Origin of the sequence: Psychrobacter sp. TB20-MNA-CIBAN-0197, assembly GCF_040309765.1 — a bacterium.
GTDB classification, from domain to species: Bacteria; Pseudomonadota; Gammaproteobacteria; order Pseudomonadales; family Moraxellaceae; genus Psychrobacter; species Psychrobacter submarinus.
Genome location: NZ_JBEOPC010000914.1, coordinates 1 through 258 on the forward strand (window position 1 = coordinate 1; position 258 = coordinate 258).

Genomic DNA, 258 nt, shown 5'->3' on the forward strand with positions numbered 1-258 from the left:
GGGTACGGCCCATTTTCAGGACGTGGTCGAACTCTTTGCCCTTGGCCGCGAACGCCTGAATCAGGCTGTCGAGGCTGGCCAGCAGCGCGTCGTGACCCAGCAGCAAACCCAGACGGATCGCCGTCGGGTAGGCGTCGTTGGTCGACTGCGCCATGTTCACGTCGTCGTTCGGGTGCAGGTACTGGTATTCGCCTTTCTCGTGGCCCATCGCTTCCAGAGCAATGTTGGCGATCACTTCGTTGGCGTTCATGTTGGTAG

At 60.5% G+C, this 258-nt stretch carries 1 protein-coding gene; it reads right to left on the reverse strand.

What is annotated here, in order from left to right; translation table 11 throughout:
- Nucleotides 1-258: lyase family protein (locus AAEY83_RS16530; RefSeq protein ID WP_351060804.1), on the reverse strand; the 258-nt coding region annotated here is incomplete at both ends.